This window comes from Clostridium subterminale, from assembly GCF_039521425.1.
GTDB classification, from domain to species: Bacteria; Bacillota; Clostridia; order Clostridiales; family Clostridiaceae; genus Clostridium_J; species Clostridium_J subterminale.
In genome coordinates this window covers 40,571-56,698 of sequence record NZ_BAAACI010000005.1, presented here as the reverse complement: position 1 = coordinate 56,698, position 16,128 = coordinate 40,571, and the positions used below count along the sequence as shown (strand labels likewise).

18 protein-coding genes are annotated in these 16,128 nt (G+C 30.5%); 2 read left to right on the top strand and 16 right to left on the bottom strand.

Annotation, left to right across the window (positions count from 1 at the left end; genetic code table 11):
• Positions 1-33 precede the first annotated feature (33 nt).
• The 16 genes from map to ABDZ93_RS07780 form a co-directional block, all read right to left on the bottom strand.
• Positions 34-900, bottom strand: coding sequence for a type I methionyl aminopeptidase (gene map, locus ABDZ93_RS07855; protein ID WP_343825260.1), 867 nt, complete (start codon positions 898-900; stop codon positions 34-36).
• 179 nt (positions 901-1,079) lie between these two features.
• Positions 1,080-1,727 (bottom strand): amidase domain-containing protein, encoded by a 648-nt coding sequence (locus ABDZ93_RS07850; RefSeq protein ID WP_343825259.1) that lies wholly within the window; start codon positions 1,725-1,727, stop codon positions 1,080-1,082.
• A gap of 87 nt (positions 1,728-1,814) precedes the next feature.
• Positions 1,815-2,690: a DegV family protein gene (locus tag ABDZ93_RS07845; protein WP_343825257.1), complete on the bottom strand. Its 876-nt coding sequence runs from the start codon at positions 2,688-2,690 to the stop codon at positions 1,815-1,817.
• Positions 2,691-2,928: 238 nt separating this feature from the next.
• Positions 2,929-3,735 carry an acetyl-CoA carboxylase carboxyltransferase subunit alpha gene (locus ABDZ93_RS07840; protein ID WP_343825256.1) on the bottom strand — a complete coding sequence of 269 codons (807 nt, stop codon included), beginning with the start codon at positions 3,733-3,735 and terminating at the stop codon, positions 2,929-2,931.
• 30 nt (positions 3,736-3,765) lie between these two features.
• On the bottom strand, positions 3,766-4,632 hold the full coding sequence (accD, locus tag ABDZ93_RS07835) for an acetyl-CoA carboxylase, carboxyltransferase subunit beta (RefSeq protein WP_343825255.1): 867 nt from the start codon (positions 4,630-4,632) through the stop codon (positions 3,766-3,768).
• 24 nt (positions 4,633-4,656) lie between these two features.
• On the bottom strand, positions 4,657-6,006 hold the full coding sequence (locus ABDZ93_RS07830; RefSeq protein WP_343825253.1) for an acetyl-CoA carboxylase biotin carboxylase subunit: 1,350 nt from the start codon (positions 6,004-6,006) through the stop codon (positions 4,657-4,659).
• A gap of 19 nt (positions 6,007-6,025) precedes the next feature.
• Entirely contained in the window at positions 6,026-6,481 is a 456-nt protein-coding gene (gene fabZ, locus ABDZ93_RS07825) for a 3-hydroxyacyl-ACP dehydratase FabZ (RefSeq protein ID WP_343825251.1), read from the bottom strand.
• 34 nt (positions 6,482-6,515) lie between these two features.
• On the bottom strand, positions 6,516-7,043 hold the full coding sequence (accB, locus tag ABDZ93_RS07820; RefSeq protein ID WP_343825249.1) for an acetyl-CoA carboxylase biotin carboxyl carrier protein: 528 nt from the start codon (positions 7,041-7,043) through the stop codon (positions 6,516-6,518).
• Complete coding sequence (fabF, locus tag ABDZ93_RS07815) at positions 7,044-8,282, bottom strand: beta-ketoacyl-ACP synthase II (protein WP_343825248.1); 1,239 nt, start codon at positions 8,280-8,282, stop codon at positions 7,044-7,046.
• A 22-nt stretch (positions 8,283-8,304) separates the two neighbouring features.
• The gene (gene fabG / locus ABDZ93_RS07810) at positions 8,305-9,045 is read right to left on the bottom strand and encodes a 3-oxoacyl-[acyl-carrier-protein] reductase (protein ID WP_343825246.1); all 741 of its coding nucleotides are present in this window, start codon (positions 9,043-9,045) and stop codon (positions 8,305-8,307) included.
• Positions 9,046-9,059: 14 nt separating this feature from the next.
• Positions 9,060-10,004: an ACP S-malonyltransferase gene (fabD, locus tag ABDZ93_RS07805; RefSeq protein ID WP_343825244.1), complete on the bottom strand. Its 945-nt coding sequence runs from the start codon at positions 10,002-10,004 to the stop codon at positions 9,060-9,062.
• Positions 10,005-10,019: 15 nt separating this feature from the next.
• A complete protein-coding gene (gene fabK / locus ABDZ93_RS07800) occupies positions 10,020-10,961 on the bottom strand; it encodes an enoyl-[acyl-carrier-protein] reductase FabK (RefSeq protein WP_343825242.1) in 942 nt (313 codons plus the stop codon).
• Between the two features lie 50 nt (positions 10,962-11,011).
• Entirely contained in the window at positions 11,012-11,242 is a 231-nt protein-coding gene (gene acpP, locus ABDZ93_RS07795; protein WP_035134562.1) for an acyl carrier protein, read from the bottom strand.
• 25 nt (positions 11,243-11,267) lie between these two features.
• Positions 11,268-12,242, bottom strand: coding sequence for a beta-ketoacyl-ACP synthase III (locus tag ABDZ93_RS07790; RefSeq protein WP_343825240.1), 975 nt, complete (start codon positions 12,240-12,242; stop codon positions 11,268-11,270).
• Between the two features lie 16 nt (positions 12,243-12,258).
• On the bottom strand, positions 12,259-12,720 hold the full coding sequence (locus ABDZ93_RS07785; RefSeq protein WP_343825238.1) for a MarR family winged helix-turn-helix transcriptional regulator: 462 nt from the start codon (positions 12,718-12,720) through the stop codon (positions 12,259-12,261).
• Positions 12,721-12,898: 178 nt separating this feature from the next.
• Positions 12,899-13,771, bottom strand: a complete 873-nt coding sequence (locus ABDZ93_RS07780) for a M23 family metallopeptidase (RefSeq protein ID WP_343825236.1) — start codon at positions 13,769-13,771, stop codon at positions 12,899-12,901.
• 360 nt (positions 13,772-14,131) lie between these two features.
• Between ABDZ93_RS07780 and ABDZ93_RS07775 the strand changes: the two genes are divergently transcribed.
• Positions 14,132-15,127, top strand: coding sequence for a DnaD domain protein (locus ABDZ93_RS07775; protein ID WP_343825234.1), 996 nt, complete (start codon positions 14,132-14,134; stop codon positions 15,125-15,127).
• A complete protein-coding gene (locus ABDZ93_RS07770) occupies positions 15,120-16,109 on the top strand; it encodes an ATP-binding protein (RefSeq protein ID WP_343825232.1) in 990 nt (329 codons plus the stop codon). The genes ABDZ93_RS07775 and ABDZ93_RS07770 overlap by 8 nt, the downstream gene beginning before the upstream one ends.
• The last annotated feature ends 19 nt before the right edge of the window (positions 16,110-16,128 follow it).

Sequence of the window (16,128 nt, the reverse complement as noted above, 5' to 3'; positions counted from 1 at the left end):
TTAAATTTTTAAATTATTGTATGCAAATATAAGTTAGGTTAATATTTCATAACCATCCTTAGTAACTAGTATGGTGTGTTCCCACTGTGCAGATAATTTATTATCTTCTGTAACAGCAGTCCAGTTATCATCTAATACAACAGTTTCAGGCACACCTTCATTTATCATTGGTTCTACTGTAAATGTCATTCCTGGTATAAGAATCATTCCTTCGCCTCTTTGTCCTATATGAGGTACAAAAGGTTCTTCATGAAATTCATTACCTACACCATGACCACCATAATCATAAACTACAGAATATCCTTTGCTAGTTGCAAGCTGACTTATAGCAAATCCTATATCTCCTAAAGTATTGAAAGGTTTTATTTGTTCTATTCCCACCTTTAAGCACTCTTTAGCAGTTTGTACCAAGTCTCTTGCCTTATCACTAACATTACCCATAAGAAATGTTCTATTTGAATCACCATAATAACCATCTAAAATACAAGTTACATCAACATTAACTATATCACCATCTTTTATTATAGTTTCTTCGTCTGGTATACCATGACAAACCACACTATTTATAGATACACACGTGCTCTTAGGAAAACCATGATATCCCAAAGGGGCAGGATATGCTCCATGGGATACTGTATATTCATGAACCCATTTATTTACTTCTTCTGTAGATATTCCTACTGTTATTCTTTCTTCTACCATATCTAGTATCTCTTTAGTTAGAGCACAACTTTTTCTTATTCCCTCTATGTCTTTTTGTGATTTTATAATATCTCTTGGTATTTTATATCCATATTGCTCACTTAATTTTTCTAAATACTTATCTTGCTCCATATGACACTTTTTATATTTTAATCCGCTACCACACCAACAACTATCATTTCTATTTAATTTATCCATATTAACCTCCATCGTAATTCGCCTCATACATTTATGTATAAACCTAGTATAAAATTATTGTATTTTATATACTATATGCTTTACTTCTATTATATCACTTATTCCTTCTTACCATATTTTAATAGTGAGTATTAGTAAAAAAGTTTTGTAGAAATACATCTACAAAACTTTCAAAGAAATTAAAAATGATAAATATAAATATATCTTCCCTTTTTATTCTTTAATAACTTTAGATATTCATATAAAGATACATGCTTTCTATTTAATGTATGCTGAGCTATAAATAAATCATTTCTATTTAATGCTATATTAAACTCTTTAGCATGTACTACTTGAGAATGATATATTTTTTTATTGCTATCTGCATATTGTATAACATCACCTATCATTATATAAGTATATAGTTCATCAAACCTAGCTATTGCTTCCTCTACTGTTAACTCTTTGAATTCATTTGCCATATTATTTCCTTCACCATCTTTATTTCCCCAATACTTTCTAAAGTATTCAGCACTTCTCCATGTTAGAGAAATTCTCTTTAAAGCCATTGGATCTTTAGTATAGCAAAACCAATCTGTAAACTTTCTATAATCTGACCCCTTCATTTTCATTCCACCAGCTACTAAAACTTGACTTATAAAATTAGTACAATCATTATCCTTAAATACAGGATATTCTTTTGTATTAGGAGTCTCGGCGTAAGCTTCAGCATAAGCTTTAGCTCTTGCTCTATTATATACATAGTTTTTTCTATTGATTATCTCATCTTTAAGTTGGGATTTTCTTTTGATATTTTTGATTATTTTAAGTAATCTTGTACTCTTCATAATCAGCCTCCCATCTTAAATATTAAATTTAATTAGGTCATAATTTAACATCTATAATACCTATATACTCACAATCTACTGATTTGTTTACTCTTCTCTGCCATTACCAATAAAAAATAGTGCTAATAATCCTGCTCCAGTATGACTTCCTATAGTTGGTCCTAAATTATTAATTATACACTCCTTGACTCTTCCACTTCTTCTACATAACGCTTCTAATGCCTTTGCATCTTCTAAACAATCTCCATGAGATATCGTTATTAGCTGATCTTCTCCTCTGCTTCTTTCTTCAAATTTTTTAACAAGCTCTAGCATAGCCTTCTTTCTGCCCCTAACTTTATTGAGGGGTATTAGCTTCCCTGCATTATCCATATGAAGTACCGGCTTTACATTAAGTAAAGTTCCTACTGTTGCAGCAGAACTTGACACTCTTCCACCTCTTTTTAAATGATTTAAATCATCTACTGTAAAGTAATGATTTACTTTAAGCTTTATTCCTTCCACAAACTCTACTATCTCTTCCTTTGATTTATTTTCTTTCATCATATCATAAACCTTATATGCTAATAATCCTATTCCCATACTAGCAGATAATGTATCTATTATAGTTATATCACTATCCGGATATTCTTCTTTCACACTTAAAAATGCATTCCTTGCATTATCTACAGTCCCTGATAATCCTGAAGATAATCCAATATAAATAATTGATTTTCCTTCTTTTATAATGTTTTTAAAAGCCTCTTCAAATTTATATACATTAATTTGAGATGTAGTATACATCTCTCCAGCTCTTAAACCATTATAAAACTCTTTAATATCTAAAGTTTGACCAAAATAATCCTCTATATTTCTACCTTTAAAGTTACACCCAATAGGTAGACCTACTATGTTAGGTTGATTTATAAATTCAATAGATAAGTCACTACCAGAATCAACTACTAAAACTACTTTGTTATCCATATATCATATTCCTCTCATTTATAAATTTATAGCTTTTACTACATTCATTTTAATTACTTAATTTTAATTATGGTCTTTTCTATATTAGAATAGTGATTTTGATCACTTATTTAATTATATATTAACAAAATAAAATAAGACCAATTATTATTAGTATTATAATCATTTTACTATAAGTTAAAACAATTTACATCAATACTAAATTATAATTAGTCATATATTACCATATTTTATTAATTTATTCTATATATTTCCCTAACTTTCTAAACTTATAATATCTCTTAGTTAATAAGGAATCTATAGGTTCTTTGCTCAATCTTCCTAATACTTCTTTTAAATTGGCTTTTATACTTAAAATCATTTTATTAGAATCTTCCTGAGCTCCGCCTTTAGGTTCTTTAACAATTCTATCAATAACTCCTAAACTTAATAAATCTGAAGATGTTATTTTCATAATTTCAGCTGCCTCTTTAGCTTTAGATACATCTTTATATAAAATAGATGCAAATCCTTCTGGCGATAAAATTGAGTATATAGAATTTTCAAGCATCCATACCTCATCAGCAACAGCAAGAGCTAATGCCCCTCCGCTTCCACCTTCTCCTATAATCATAGAAACTATAGGAACCTTTAAGTTACTCATAGTCATAAGGTTTTTAGCAATTGCCTCCCCTATACCACGCTCTTCTGATTCTATTCCACAAAAGGCACCTGGAGTATCTACAAAAATAATTACAGGTCTTTTAAATTTTTCTGCTTGGAGCATAAGTCTTAATGCTTTTCTATACCCCTCTGGCTTTGGCATTCCAAAATTTCTTTCTATATTTTCTTTGGTACTATTGCCCTTTTGTATTCCAATAACTGTAACACTTCTATTTTCAAATTTAGCTATACCACATACTATGGCACTATCATCTCCATAGCCTCTATCGCCTTTTAACTCTATAAAATCCTCAAATATACTATTAATATAGTTAAGTGCTGTAGGTCTCTTAATACTACGTGCTATGCTTACCTTTTCCCACGAGTTAAACTTGTTATCCATCTACTTCCAACACCTCTATTCTTTGTAACTTCAATTCACATGTAATTTTATAATAGTACCAAGAGTACTCTTCATATCCTTCCTGTGTACAACCTTATCTACATAGCCTTTTTCCAAAAGAAATTCAGCTGTCTGAAAATTATCTGGTAGCTTTTGCTTTATGGTTTGCTCAATAACTCTTCGTCCTGCGAATCCAATAAGTGCATTAGGTTCAGCAAGTATTATATCTCCTATCATTGCAAAACTTGCTGTTACTCCTCCAGTGGTTGGATCTGTTAGTACAGATATATATAGTAACCCTTTATCATTATGATAAGATAATGCTGCTGATGTTTTGGCCATTTGCATAAGAGAAAATATTCCTTCTTGCATTCTTGCTCCTCCAGAGCAAGTAAATATTACTATTGGTAGTTCTTCCTTTGTTGCTAATTCTATAGCTCGTGTAATCTTTTCTCCAACTACACTTCCCATACTTCCCATAAGAAAATTACTATCCATAACACATATAACTACAGTATTACCGTCTATCTTCCCTATACCTGATATAACAGCTTCCTTCATGTTAGTAACTCTTTGTATCTTACTTACCTTCTCCGTATATTCTGGGAAGTCTAAAGGATTGTCTGAAATCATATCTGCAAATAATTCTTTAAATGTTCCTTCATCGATTATTTGCTTAATTCTTTCTCTTGCTGTAAGTCTAAAATGTCCTCCGCAAGAATAACATACTTTTAAATTATTTATTAAATCTCCCCTATATATGGTATTACCACATTTAGGACATCTAATCCACATTCCATCAGGTACTTGTGGTCTTTTTTCTATATCTCCATCTTTATTACTTGGTTTTACTTCTATATAAACATTTTTTTTAAATAATGACCTTAAATCTTTCATATAATTACCTCATTTAGATTTAAACTATTTAGCCCCATTGAGATATGTTTCTAAGAAACTTGTATCAAAAGTTCCTTCTACAAAACTCTCATTAGCTAAAATATCAAGCTGAAGGTCTATGTTAGTACTAACTCCTTCTATTATGAATTCACTTAATGCTCTTTTCATTTTACTTATAGCTTCTTCTCTATCTTTACCATGAACTACAAGTTTACCAATCATTGAGTCATAACAGTGTGGAATTTTATATCCTTGATATACTGCAGAATCTAACCTAACACCGTTTCCACCTGGTACATATAAATTAGTTATTTCACCTGGACAAGGTCTAAAATTTTTATAAGGATCCTCTGCATTTATTCTACATTCAATAGAGTGACCTACAATTTTTATATCTTCTTGTGAAAAACTTAACTTTTCTCCATAAGCTACTCTAATTTGCTCCTTTATTAAGTCAACTCCTGTTACCATTTCTGTTACAGGATGCTCTACCTGTATTCTAGTATTCATCTCCATAAAATAGAACTTCTTATGCTTATCTACCAGAAATTCTATAGTTCCAGCATTTACATACCCTATGGATTTAGCTGCATTAACTGCAGTCTCTCCCATTTTTTTTCTCATACTATCATCTATAAATACTGACGGTGCTTCTTCTAACACCTTTTGATTTTTTCTTTGTATAGAACATTCACGTTCTCCCAGATAAACTGTATTTCCATAATTATCTGCTATGAGCTGTATTTCTATATGTCTTGGTTTTTCTATAAATTTTTCTATATACATCGAATCATCATTAAATGAAACTTTTGCTTCTCTCTTTGCTGCATTAAAATCACTTATAAGCTGACTCTCATTATTTACAATCCTAATTCCTTTTCCCCCACCTCCGCTAGAGGCCTTTATCATTACTGGATATCCTATTTCATTAGCTATTGCTATAGCTTCTTCTTCATTATTTATAATTCCCTTTGAACCTGGCACTACTGGTATATCCGCTTCTTCCATAAGTTCCCTAGCTTTAGATTTGTTTCCCATATTGTTTATATTTTCTGCTGTGGGTCCTATAAATTTAATGTTACATTCTTCACACATCTTGGCGAATCTACTATTTTCTGATAAAAATCCAAACCCTGGATGAATAGCCTCTGCACCTTTTAAAATAGTAGCATTCAATATATTATTTTCATTTAGATAACTATCCTTTGAGGCTGATGGTCCAATACAAACACACTCATCTGCCATTTGAGCATGCAAAGCTTCTTTATCACCTTCAGAATATACAGCTACAGTTTGTATTCCCATTTCTCTACAAGCCCTAATTATTCTAACTGCAATTTCTCCTCTATTAGCAATTAATATCTTTTTAAACATATGGCTACCTCTCTTACTTTTATACTCCTACTGCGAAGGTTAATTCGCATTCACAAGCTACTACTCCATCAACTGTTGCAATTCCTTTACCAATACCCATTGGTCCTTTTATCTTTATAATTTCAACTTCTAGTTTTAATCTATCACCAGGTACAACTTTTCTCCTAAACCTAGCATTTTTTATCCCACCAAAATAAGCTATCTTACCTCTAAACTTTTCATCATAAAGTAATGCAATAGCACCAACTTGGGCTAGTGCCTCAACTATTATTACTCCAGGTAATACAGGCTCCTCTGGAAAATGCCCTTGAAAAAAGTATTCATTCATAGTTACATTCTTATATCCTACTGCTTTTCTCATTGGTTCTAAACCTTCTATTTGATCTACAAATAGAAATGGATATCTATGAGGTATTATTTCCTGTATTTCTTTTATATTAAGTTTTATTACATCGCTTTCTATTGCGTCTAACATTATTTATATTACCTCCTCTATATAATCTATATTTTTAAAGTTTTATCGCCATTATAGGCTGACCAAATTCTACTACATCTCCATTATTAACAAATATTTTAGTCACTGTTCCTTCAGCTTCACATTCAATTTCATTCATCAATTTCATAGCTTCAATTATGCAAAGAATTGACTCCTTTGATACTGAATCTCCTATTTTTACATAAGGTTCTCCATTTTCTGTAGGTGAAGAATAATATGTTCCTACCATAGGTGACTTAACTATAAAGCATTCTTCTAATTTACTCTCTTCAGTAGCTATTTCTTCAGTAATTATTTCTTCATGCTTTGTAGATACTACTGAAGTAGTATCATTTACATTAATATGATTAACAAACTCTCTATCACATTTATCTATCATTGTAGATTGATTTAATGCTCTAGCATCTTCATTATAAAAAACTTTACTAGAATCATTTTTGCTCATCCTTATTCTAAGTCCAGCTTCTTCTAATTCTAATTCCTTTAGAGCGGAATCATTTATTAATTTAATAAGCCTTTCAATTGCTTCATAATTCATCATTTATTCCTCCCATTTCTTAAATAAAAGTGTAGCATTATGACCACCAAATCCTAAAGAATTAGATAAAGCATATTTAAGTTCAGCCTTTCTACCCACATTAGGAACATAATCTAAATCACAATCCTCATCCTTCTCTTCAAGACCAATAGTAGCTGGAATAAATCCTTCCTCTAAAGCTTTTATACATACAATTGATTCTATAGCACCTGATGCTCCCAATAAATGTCCTGTCATGGATTTTGTAGAACTAACTGGGATTTTATAAGCTTGCTCTTTAAATAGATTCTTTATAGCTATAGTTTCAAATTTATCATTATATGGAGTACTAGTTCCGTGAGCATTAATATATGAAATATCTTCTAGACTTACATTTCCTTCTTCAATTGCAAGTTGCATAGACCTTGCTGCCCCTTCTCCATCAGCACTAGGCTGAGTGATATGATATGCATCACAAGTAGCTCCATATCCAGTAATTTCACCATATATTTTAGCTCCCCTTGATTTTGCATGCTCAAGCTCTTCTAAAATTAAAACTCCTGCTCCTTCACCCATTACGAATCCACTTCTATTTTTATCAAAAGGAGTAGATGCTTTTTTAGGATCCTCACTCTTACTTAAAGCCGTTAATGCAGTAAATCCAGCAAGACCTATTGATGTTATAGATGCCTCTGTACCTCCTGTAATCATTACCTCTGCTCTATTTGCCTTTATCATCTCAAAAGCTTCACCTATACTATTAGTTCCTGTAGCACAAGCTGTCACTACAGATAAGCATGGCCCCTTAGCACCATATTTTATAGCAACATTTCCCCCTGCCATATTCTCTATCATCATAGGAATTAAAAATGGTGATACTTTAGTTGTATCTCTTTCTAACATTCTTTTATATTCATTTTCTAATGTTTCAAGTCCGCCAATTCCCGAACTAATTAAAACACCTAATCTATATTTATCTATATTATCTAAATCTAAGTTTGAAGATTTTACTGCCTCCTCTGCTGCCGCCATAGCCAGTTGACAATATCTATCCATTCTCTTAGCTTCTTTTCTATCAATTACTTCTGTAGGATCGAAATCTTTAACTTCTGCAGCTATTTTAACTTTAAATTTTTCTACATCCATAGATTTTATAAAATCTATGCCACATTTACCATTCTTAACGCCATCCCAAAAGCTGTTAATATCATTACCGATAGGAGTTAATGCTCCCATACCCGTGATTACCACTCTTCTATTCACTTTATATGTCCTCCTTAAATAACTACATTACCATTCCGCCATCTACATTTATAACTTGACCTGTTATATAGTCTCCACCCTCTGATGCAAGAAAAGCTACAGTTCTTGCTACATCTTCTACATTTCCAAATCTATTTAAAGGAATTAAACCTAACATACCATCCTTTACTTTTTCACTTAATACATCAGTCATATCACTTTTTATAAATCCTGGTGCTACAGCATTTACAGTTATACCTCTAGCTCCTACTTCCTTAGCTATTGACTTAGTAAGTCCTATAACGCCGGCTTTAGATGCTGCATAGTTTGCCTGCCCCGCATTCCCTACAACTCCTACTACAGAGGAAATGTTTATAATCTTTCCACTTCTCTGTTTAAGCATATGAGATACTGCACTCTTACAAGTATTAAATACGCCCTTAAGATTTATATCTATAACCTTATCAAAATACTCTTCTTTCATTCTCATAATTAATCCATCTTTTGTTATTCCTGCATTATTAATTAATATGTCTATAGTTCCAAAAACTTTTACTGTTTCATCTATTAGTTTTTTTCCTTCTTCGAAACTACTTACATCTCCTTTTACTAAAATAGCATTTCCTCCAAGATTTTTTATTTCCTCGGCAACTTTTTCCGCCTCTGTATCACTGCTAACATAATTTATAACCACATTAGCCCCTTTTTTACCAAACTCTAAAGCTATAGCTCTTCCTATACCTCTACTGCCTCCAGTAACTACCACATTCTTTCCTTTAAACATTTTTATATCCTCTCCTATACATGAGCTTCTTGTAAATACTTCAATGTACTATAAATTGATTCTTTATCCTCAACATTTAATATTTTTACATCTTTACTTATTTTCTTTATAAAACCACTAAGGGCTTTTCCTGGTCCAACTTCTATAAAAGTATCAATTCCCATATCTATCATATTTTCTATGGTATTTTGCCATTTAACAGAAGACTTAACCTGAGATTCTAACAACTGTCTAAGTTCCATTACACTTTGTAAAACTTCTCCTGTAACATTAGGTATTACCTCTATATTACTTTCATTAAAGGTTACCTCACTTAATACATCTCCTAATTTTTTAGATGCATTTTTCATTAATTCTGTATGAAAACCTCCACTCACTGGTAACTTAACAATTTTCTTAGCACCTTTATCCTTTAAAATTGTCATAGCTTCTTCCACTAAGAAATCCTCTCCTGAAATTACAATTTGAGAACTACAATTATAATTTGCTATACCTATTATTCCTTTATCACTAAGTTCATTACAGACTTTTTCTATAGTTTCTATTTTCCCACCAATGATAGCTGCCATGGAGCCGTTAGTTTCATCACTATCTTGCTTCATGAATATTCCTCTTTCTCTTACTACTCTTAATCCTTCTTCAAAATTCATAATTTCACTTGAGATTAGAGCAGAATATTCTCCAAGGCTTAATCCTGCAACAACCTTAGGATTTATTCCATAAGATTTTAAAATTTCAAATAATGCTATTGAAAGTGTTACTATAGCAACCTGATTGTTTTCAGTAGAAGTTAATTCTTCTATTGGACCATTAAAGCAAAGGCTTGCTATATCTTTATTTAAGATTTTGTTAGCTTTATTGAATACTTCCTTAGCCACTAAAAATTCTTCATATATTTCCTTTCCCATCCCTACATATTGGCTACCTTGCCCTGGGAAAATAAATGCTATATTTTTCATAGTTACCTCTCAAAATTAAAATGTATTTATCATAGACTTAAGTAATTTTTCAGTACCTTCTATAAAATCTTTAATTATATCTTCGCAACTTTCTTGTTTTTTTATTAATCCTGCAATTTGACCTGCCATTACAGAACCATTATCTATATCCCCTTCTATAACAGCTTTTCTAAGTCCTCCAACACCTAATTTTTCTAATTCTTCAGGTGATGTACCTGCCTTTTCAAGCTTTGAATATTCTCTAGACAATCTATTTCTAAGAACTCTTACAGGATGCCCAGTACTTCTACCCGTAACTATAGAATCTATATCCTTTGATTCTATTACCTTATTTTTATAATTTTCATGGATATTACATTCATTAGCTGTAAGAAACCTAGTTCCTACTTGGAATCCATTAGCACCTAATGCTAATGCAGCTAACATTCCTCTAGAGTCACCTATACCACCAGCTGCTATAACAGGTATTTTTACTGCATCTACCACTTGAGGAAGAAGTGCCATAGTTGTAAGTTCGCCTATGTGTCCACCAGCTTCACAACCTTCAGCAATTACCATATCTGCTCCACTTCTTTCCATTCGTTTTGCAAGACCTGTTGATGCTACTACTGGAATAACCGTAATATTATGCTTTTTCCACATATCCATATATTTTCCTGGGTTTCCCGCACCTGTAGTAACAACCTTTACTCCTTCTTCACAAACAATCTTAGCAACCTCATCTGCATTATCACTAAGGAGCATTATGTTTACTCCAAAAGGTTTATCTGTTAATTCTTTAGCTCTTCTTATTTCTAATCTAACATTTTCTGGAGAGTTATTTCCTGCAGCTATAATTCCAAGCCCTCCCGCATTTGATACACTACTTGCTAATGTGCTATCTGCAATCCAAGCCATAGCCCCTTGAATTATGGGATATTGTATTCCTAAAGCTTCACATATATCTGATTTGAACATATATACCTCCTATGGTTAAGGTCAGATAGATAGCTACCTGACCCTTTGTTTTAGTTAACTTTGCTTTCTATGTAGCTTGAAATATCTTGAACATTTTTAATGTTTTCTATATCCTCATTTGGAATTTCAATGTCAAACTCTTCTTCTAAACTCATTACAATTTCAAATATTTCTAGAGAATCTATCCCTAAATCATCTGTGAAACTTGCTTGTATATTTAATTCCTCAACCTCTACACCTAATTCTTTTGCTATAACTTTTTTTACTCTTTCTAATACCATTTTTATTCCTCCTATAAATTTAAAATTATTTATTCCATTTTAACAGTGCACTACCATAGGTTAGTCCACCACCAAATCCTATAACTACTATGTTATTCCCTTGTTGAATTTGACCATTTATATTTGCCTCATCTAAAGCTATTGGAATACTTGCACCAGATGTATTTCCTTTTTTATCTAAATTTATGATAAATTTAGATAAAGGTATACCAACTTTCTTACTAAAGCTTTCTATCATTCTTATATTAGCTTGATGTGGAAGTATAAAATCTATTTCTTCCTTTTTTATATTACTTTCTTTAATAATTCTATTAAATTCTTCTTCCATAATCTTAACAGCAAACTTATAAATATCTTTTCCATTCATCTGAATCTTATTATTATTTATAACTTTCTTAGCATATGGATTCTCCATAGGAAGTATGTCACAAGTAAGGGATTCACCTTTAGATCCTACACTTTTACAGTTGATATAACTTATATACTCTTTGGAATCTTTTCCTATAACTACAGCTCCTGCTCCATCACCAAATAATACACAAGTATTTCTATCTTCCCAATTTACAATTTTAGATAGTACCTCTGCTCCAATTATTAAAGCTTTTGTAGCCCTACCTGTTTCTATGTATCCCTTAGCTATGTCTAGAGCAAATATAAACCCACTACATGCAGCATTTATATCAAAAGCCATGGCATTTACAGCACCTATTTCCTTTTGTACATTACATGCAACTGATGGGATTAAACTATCTGGTGAAACTGTAGCTACTAAAATTAAATCAATTTCTTTACCATCTACATCGCTATCTTCTAAAGCCTTTAAAGCTGACTTTATTGCTAATTCTGAAGTATCTTCTCCAAGCGAAATTCTTCTTTCTGCAATTCCAGTTCTCTCTCTAATCCAGCTATCTGAAGTATCTACAATATTTTCTATATCTTTGTTGTAAACTATATTAGATGGTGTATAAGAACCTGTTCCTAGTATTCTTGAACCAATCACATTTATTCTCCTTTACTTATTTTTTAAGATTGTATTTTGATTTAAAGAAACTATTTACTTTCTCTAGAGATCTTATTAGTACTTCTTCCTCTTCATCTGTTAAACCCTTTATAGTTTCATTAATCATGTCCTGATGAAATTTTCCATGAACCCTATATGCTAGTTTTCCTTTTCTAGTAAGGGCTATCATTACAGACCTTCTATCTTCTTCTCCTCTTGTGCGTTCCACATATCCCTTTTTTACAAGTTTTGTTATCGCTGTGGTTAAAGTACCTACTGTAATATTTAAATCATTTGCTACTTCTGTCATAGTTCTTGTATGATACATTCCTATAGCTTCAATAGTATGTATTTCAGTAACTGATAAATCTTTAAGTACTCCTTCTTGTAGTGCTGTTTGTTCAATCTCCAAAATATCGTTAAATATAGTTACTAATAATTCATTTAACACATGTTTATTTGAATTTAAGGATTTCATTTTATTTTATTCTCCTTTTGTTTGACTTTCAAATAGTTTGATAATCAAAGTATATTACTAAAGAAAAATAAAGTCAATATATATTTTTTACTTTTATTCTTACAAATAATTTAACTTGTTACAGTTTATTCATTTTATCAAAAATAAAGCCTAGATTTATCTAGACTTTATTAAAGATTTAATATTCGGTTATCCCTGTGTATCCTAAAGGATCTATTGGAACTCCATCTACTCTTATCTCAAAATGTAGATGTGGGCCTGTGCTATCTCCTGTATTACCAACCTCGGCTATAACCTGCCCCCTTAGAACTTGATCTCCTTTAGACACATTTAATTTGCTACAATGTGCATATACGGTCTGCAAGTTATCACTATGGTCGATTATTACTACTTTACCATACCCGTCTGCTATTCCAGAAAAACTCACTTTCCCATCTAATGCAGCTTGTATTTTAGTGCCTGTATTTGCAGCTAAATCAATTCCCTTATGATAATATCCTTCTCTATTCTCACCAAAAGTAGAAGTTAATATACCTTTTATCGGCGTTGTTACTGAATTGTGTAAAAAAACCTCTCTATTTATTTGGGCACTTCCCCTACTAAGAGGCGTAAAAGCAACTTGCGAGCTATTAGTCTTTTGTATATATCTAACCTGATTTTCTTTTATAACTGTAAAGCTAATTAAATTGTTATCATTTGTATTATTGTATCCTATTATTTTATTGGAAATTTCACTTTCACTTAAAACATCTTCTTTATTACAAGTTATTTTTTCATATACTATTTTATTATTTACAGTAATATCTTTAATATTATCTATATTACAAGTATATATATAGATATCTCTTATTTTATTAAGAGCATTATTACCTGCAGATTCATCAGCAACTATGCCGATTTCTACACCATCTGATTTCATAACTACTGCCTTTATTTTTTCATCTGCTTTTACATTTTCTTTTGCTTCTACCGGATTGATGGTAATCATAGTTAAAATACATAAGATCGATACACATACTATGACTAATTCTCGTAGTATATTTTTCATCATTGTATTACCTCCCTACTACAATGATAATATACCCCATTGCAAATATTTTAAACATAACTACTAAATCAATAATCAAATTTATTATTAATAAAGTATTAATTTATATGCTAAAATTTATACATTTATTAATTATTAAATTTTACTTCTAATAAGTTTACTATATGTTATACTAAGGTTATAATATAATTCTTAATTGAAACTTATTCTAAAAGGTTATAAAAATGAGTAATAAGATATAATTTACATAGTAAAAAATAATTTCTTTACTTATTATATACATATATAATTATAACCTTAGTTTTCAACGAGAGGGTAATGTAATAATATTACATTACGATAACATGGAAAGGTTGAGATTCTATGAGTACTTTTATGTTTAAAACCAAAAATTTAGATTATACTCCCGTAAGTAATGTGTTTATAGATAACTTCATGGCAAAGGCTAGAGGTGAGTATATAAAAGTTTATTTACTTGGTCTTAAATATTGTGTTAGTGGAGAAATAGGTGTAAACTCAACTCTTATAGCTTCAGCTCTATCCTTATTAGAAACTGACGTAATAAATGCTTGGAATTATTGGAATGACGAAGGTGTTATAAGATTAGTTCCCATAGATAACATGGGAAATTATAATATAGAATTCTTAGAACTGACTAAGGCTCCCGATAACCGAAAGTCTGTAAATTTATTAAAAGAGCTAGATAATTCTATGGTTAAAGATATGTTGCAAGATATAGAAAGATTATTAGCACGTCCACTTTCGCCAAAAGAAATGACTACTTATCTTGGATGGCAAAATGACTTTAATTTTTCTCCTGAAATTATACTTTTACTTATAGAATATTGTGTTTCTAAAGGAAAATCTGACTATAGATATATTGAGAAAATAGCTATATCTTGGAATGATAACAATATAACCAATATAGATGAAGCACAAGACTATATAAAAAAACATGAGGATAAATGGATTAATATAAGAAAAATATTAACTTATTTAGGTCTGAAAAATGGAGATGTAATGAAACCTCAAGAAGAGCTCTTGGAAAAATGGCTAAATGTATATAATTTTTCTTTAGAAATTATATATAAAGCTTGTGACATATGCTTTGAAAGACTAAGTAGGGCTGACTTCAAATATATTGATGGTATTCTTAATAGTTGGTTTAAAGACAATATTAAAACTCTTCAAGATATTGAGTTAAAAGATAAGAAAAAAATAAATTTTAAACCTATTATTAATGAAGTTTCTAATGCCAATTCAAAAAAAGGTAAAGGTAAATTTCACAGTTATGATCAAAGGACCTATGATTTCGAAGACTTAGAAAGAAAACTTTTAGGATGGGATAATAATGACTAATAAATATCATTTAGAAATTATGAAACTTTATGATGAGATAAAGGAAAATCAGAAAAACGCTTTAGCATTGAGAAAGTCAGAAGTAAAAAAACGTGTTCCTGAAATAGATGACATTGAAAATCATATTGGGAATCTATGCATTAAAGTCTCCTTAGCAGCCTTTCAGGATGCACCTAATAGAGAACAACATCTAAAAGAATTGAGAGAAAATATAACTAATTTAAGAGTTAAAAAGACTGAACTATTGGTATCTAACGGTTATCCTTTAGATTACTTAGATATTAAATATAATTGTAATAGGTGTAAAGATACTGGATTTATAGGATTACAAAAATGTAGTTGCTATAAACAAAAACTTAATAGTATTTATTATAGAAATAGTGATTTATTCATAGTTTCAGATGATCATAATTTTGCTAATTTTAAAATGGACTTCTATAGTGATAAAAGAAATGGTCGTGAAAAATATAGTCCAAAAGAAAATATGAAAAGCATAGTAAATCAGTGCTTTAGATATATAGCAAACTTTGAGTCTACATCAGAAAATCTTCTTTTTTATGGTAATCCAGGTACTGGAAAAACTTTTCTATCTCACTGTATAGCAAAAGAATTAACAGATAACGGATATTTTATAGTATATAAGACTTCTGAAGAGTTGATTAAAAATCTAAAAGATATAAGATTTAATAACAACTCAACTCTAGAAGATCACCTAATTAATTGTGATTTACTTATAATAGATGACTTAGGTACAGAGGTATCATCAGAGTTTGCTATATCTGAATTATTTAACCTTCTCAATACAAAGCTACTAAGAAACAAGAAGATGTTAATTTCTAGCAATTTTTCTTTAGATGAATTATTATCTATATATTCAGAACGTATTACATCTAGACTTTTTGGTAACTTTACTTTGTTTAAGTTTTATGGTGATGATATAAGACTTCAAAAAAACTTAAATAGTAAAGCATCCTCTAGATAATTTCATTTAAACAAAGACA

Excerpts from the sequence above, each read along its gene's own strand:
- accD (WP_343825255.1), bottom strand. The coding sequence starts at position 4,632 with ATGAAAGATTTAAGGTCATTATTTAAAAAAAATGTTTATATAGAAGTA.
- ABDZ93_RS07775 (WP_343825234.1), top strand. The coding sequence starts at position 14,132 with ATGAGTACTTTTATGTTTAAAACCAAAAATTTAGATTATACTCCCGTA.
- ABDZ93_RS07770 (WP_343825232.1), top strand. The coding sequence starts at position 15,120 with ATGACTAATAAATATCATTTAGAAATTATGAAACTTTATGATGAGATA.
- map (WP_343825260.1), bottom strand. The coding sequence starts at position 900 with ATGGATAAATTAAATAGAAATGATAGTTGTTGGTGTGGTAGCGGATTA.
- ABDZ93_RS07780 (WP_343825236.1), bottom strand. The coding sequence starts at position 13,771 with ATGATGAAAAATATACTACGAGAATTAGTCATAGTATGTGTATCGATC.
- ABDZ93_RS07830 (WP_343825253.1), bottom strand. The coding sequence starts at position 6,006 with ATGTTTAAAAAGATATTAATTGCTAATAGAGGAGAAATTGCAGTTAGA.
- fabD (WP_343825244.1), bottom strand. The coding sequence starts at position 10,004 with ATGAAAAATATAGCATTTATTTTCCCAGGGCAAGGTAGCCAATATGTA.
- ABDZ93_RS07845 (WP_343825257.1), bottom strand. The coding sequence starts at position 2,690 with ATGGATAACAAAGTAGTTTTAGTAGTTGATTCTGGTAGTGACTTATCT.
- ABDZ93_RS07785 (WP_343825238.1), bottom strand. The coding sequence starts at position 12,720 with ATGAAATCCTTAAATTCAAATAAACATGTGTTAAATGAATTATTAGTA.
- fabZ (WP_343825251.1), bottom strand. The coding sequence starts at position 6,481 with ATGTTAGACGCAATAGAAAGCGATGTAATAAAACTTAATATAAAAGAA.
- accB (WP_343825249.1), bottom strand. The coding sequence starts at position 7,043 with ATGATGAATTATGAAGCAATTGAAAGGCTTATTAAATTAATAAATGAT.
- fabG (WP_343825246.1), bottom strand. The coding sequence starts at position 9,045 with ATGTTTAAAGGAAAGAATGTGGTAGTTACTGGAGGCAGTAGAGGTATA.
- ABDZ93_RS07850 (WP_343825259.1), bottom strand. The coding sequence starts at position 1,727 with ATGAAGAGTACAAGATTACTTAAAATAATCAAAAATATCAAAAGAAAA.
- ABDZ93_RS07840 (WP_343825256.1), bottom strand. The coding sequence starts at position 3,735 with ATGGATAACAAGTTTAACTCGTGGGAAAAGGTAAGCATAGCACGTAGT.
- acpP (WP_035134562.1), bottom strand. The coding sequence starts at position 11,242 with ATGGTATTAGAAAGAGTAAAAAAAGTTATAGCAAAAGAATTAGGTGTA.
- fabK (WP_343825242.1), bottom strand. The coding sequence starts at position 10,961 with ATGTTCAAATCAGATATATGTGAAGCTTTAGGAATACAATATCCCATA.